A 3,079-nucleotide genomic window follows, 5' to 3' on the forward strand; every position below is an offset into this window, starting at 1 on the left:
ATCGGCACCGCAAATGGGAACCGCAGCCCGGGCCGGCGAACCGGCCCGGTTTCACATCATCAGAAGTCGGTCGTCATCGACAGCCAGATCGAACGCGGTTCGCCTTGCGTCAGGTAACCGCCGCTCGATGCCGCCGCCCAGTACGACTTGTTCGCCACGTTGCGCACCGTGATGCGGAACGTCGTGTCCTTCTTGAACAGTTGCGTCTTGTAGCGCGCGCCGAGATCGAAGCGGTTCCAGGACGGGATCGTCATGGTGTTGGCCGTGTCGACGTATTCCGAACTGGTGTGGATCCAGCGTGCGGTCAGCGTCGCGCCCGGCAGCATCGGCAGGTCGTATTCGACGTTCGCGGTGAACGTGAACTTCGGCACGCCGATCGGACGGTTGCCGTCGGTGGCGCCGCCGGCCGTGTCCTGCAGCGTGGCGTTCAGGTAGCTGGCGCCGCCGATCAGGCGCAGGCCCTTCATCGGCTCGCCGTTGACCGAGAATTCCACGCCGCGGTGACGTTCCGTGCCGTTCGCCGAGAAGATCCCGGTGGTCAGGTCGGTGTACGACATCGGCTTCTCGATCTGGAACAGCGCGAACGCGGCGCCGAAGCTGCCCGCGTCGTACTTGGTGCCGACTTCATACTGCTTCGAGCGGTACGGGGCGAGCACTTCGCCGAAGTTGCGCGCGTTCTGCGGCGCGGCGTCGCCGGCCGTCAGCGCTTCGCTGCGGTTCGCGTAGATCGCCCAGTCGTTGGTCGGCTTGAACACCAGGCCGAACACCGGCGAGGTGACCGACTTGTTGTAGACGCTGCTGACCGAGCCCGTGTAGCCGTAGTTGGTGGTGGCGATCGACTGGGTGCGGGCGCCGAGCGTGAACAGCACGCGGTCGTTCAGGAAGCCGAGCGTGTCCGACACGGCGACGGAGCGCGTCCAGGTCATGGCGGTGGTGCCCGGATCGGACAGATCGCCGCCGGAGCCGACCGTGGCCGGATACGGCACCGCCGCCGGGTTGACCAGCGACGACGGGAAGGAATTCGCGAACGTGTAGGCCGACTGCGAGTTCAGGCGCGTGTAGGCGGCGCCGAACGACACCATGTGCGAGACGGGGCCGGTCGTGAAGTGGCCGCGCACGCCGGCTTCGGCCGATTGCGCGTCTTCCTTGTGCGGCACGCCGAGGCGGCTCATGGTGACCGCGCCGGTGGCGGCGTTGTAGGTGGGCGAGGTGTATTCGCCGTGCTCGTCGGTGTGACGCGCGCCGCCTGCCACGTAGGCCGTCCAGCCCGGCGCGAAATCGTATTCGGCGCGCAACTGGCCGACGGTGTCTTCCAGATCGCTGAACGCCCACGGCTGCGAGTAGTTGCCGGTGGCCGACGGCGGCGCGGGCAGCGCGCCCGTGCCGCTGATGTACCACGTTGCGGCCTTCGTCGTCGCGCACGCGTTGATGCAGGAAATCGGCGTACAGGCGCAGCTTGTCGCCGCGATAGTCGAGCGCGAGCGCTTGCGTGGTGGCGCGGTGGTGGGCGTCGTCGATGTCGGTCGAGCCGCCGCTGGTGGCCTGGTTGGCGCGGATGCCGAACTGGCCTTCGCTGCCGAAGCGGCGGCCGATGTCGATGTGCTCGCCCACCTGGCCGCCGGTGCTGCCGTCGAGCGTGACGCGCGTGAGCGGCTTGTCGTCGGCGCGCTTCAACTGGATGTTGATGCCGCCGCCCACGGCCGAGCCGGTCGGCGAGGCGCCGCTCAGGAACGCGTTGGCGCCCTTCAGCACGTCGATGCGCTCGACCGCGTCGGTCGCCACGAGCTGGCGCGGCGTGACGCCGTACAGGCCGTTCATCGAGATGTCGTCGCCGGCCAGCGTGAAGCCGCGAATCACGAAGGTCTGCGAGAAGTTGCCGAAGCCGAACGCGGTACGCACGGCCGGATCGTTATCGAGCACGTCCGCCAGCGTACGCGCCTGCTGGTCTTCGATCAGCTTCGACGTGTAGGTGGTCATGCTGAACGGCACGTTGATGTTGCGCTGCTTGCCGAGCACGCCGTAATCCGTGCCGCGCGCCACCTGGCCGCCGCCGAAGGTCGGCGACAGGTCGCCGGGCAGCTCCTCGACCTTGCCCTTGACGGCGACGGTCGGCAGCGAGGCGGAGGCGCTCGCGGCGGACGTGCTGGCCGGGGTGGCGGGTGCGGCGGTGCTGGTTTGCGCCGAAGCGGCGGCAGGGAAGGCGCAGGCTGCCGCGAGCGACAGGCAGGCCCAGGAGATCGGCGAAAGAGCCCAGGCGGGCGAAGGGTGGCTGGATGACATAGGACGCACTAACGGATTGATGAAATCTCCGTCCCAGGGCGTCGTTCGGAATCCGGGCGGGCCGGCCATTCCGTCAATCGGTCCTGCGAGGCTTGGACGAAGCGGGACGGCACTTTTTATTGAGACGCGACTATAAATTAAATGCGAATCATTGTCATCTTCAAAGTAATTCTCATGTCGGAATGTGACAACAGGCGGAGTGAAGGAAGGGTAGGTGGGCGTGAAGGGCCCGCCGGGCGGGCTTTGCGGGGATTTCGGGGGGAGCCGGTGCGCTGCTGAGGCCGCCCGACGCGCCGCCTCAGCGGGGGCGTTTCGGCTTGACGGCGTGGGTGCCGGTGCCTGCGGCGGTGGCGGCCAGCTTGCGCCACAGCGTCGTCTTGCTGATGCCGAGCACGGCGCAGGCGCGCTCGCGGTCGCCATCGCAGGCGTCGAGCACGGCGCGGATTTCGTCGGCTTCGACGCGGCGGCGGCGTTCGTGGAGTGTCGGCGCGGCGTCCTGCGGTGCGGCGAGCGCCTCCGTGCCGACGCTCTCGCCCGGCACGAACAGCTCCGGCGCGATCGCGTACAGCGCATCGAGCGACAACGGCGCGCTGCCGTCATCGCCATGCTCGCCGCCCTCGCTCTCGTCTTCCGCCAATTCCACCGCGACCCGCTCGATCACGTTCTGCAACTCGCGCACGTTGCCCGGCCAGCGGTGCCGCGCCAGCGCGCCCGCCACCGGCGCGACGATGCGCGCCGCATCCCCGGCGTCGCGCACGCGCGTGGCGAGCCGCGGCTCGCGCCGCGCCGCCTGCGCGAG

Annotated in this window: 1 protein-coding gene and 1 pseudogene; both read right to left on the reverse strand. The window is 68.8% G+C overall.

Translation table 11 applies throughout. The features are described from left to right. Window positions 1-59: 59 nt before the first annotated feature. Window positions 60-2,280 (reverse strand): annotated as a pseudogene (locus tag ACYP33_RS25350) (TonB-dependent receptor). Between the two features lie 298 nt (window positions 2,281-2,578). Then, window positions 2,579-3,079: helix-turn-helix domain-containing protein (locus tag ACYP33_RS25355; protein ID WP_459624373.1), on the reverse strand; the 501-nt coding region annotated here is incomplete at its 5' end.

The organism is Burkholderia sp. 3C, from assembly GCF_054589155.1.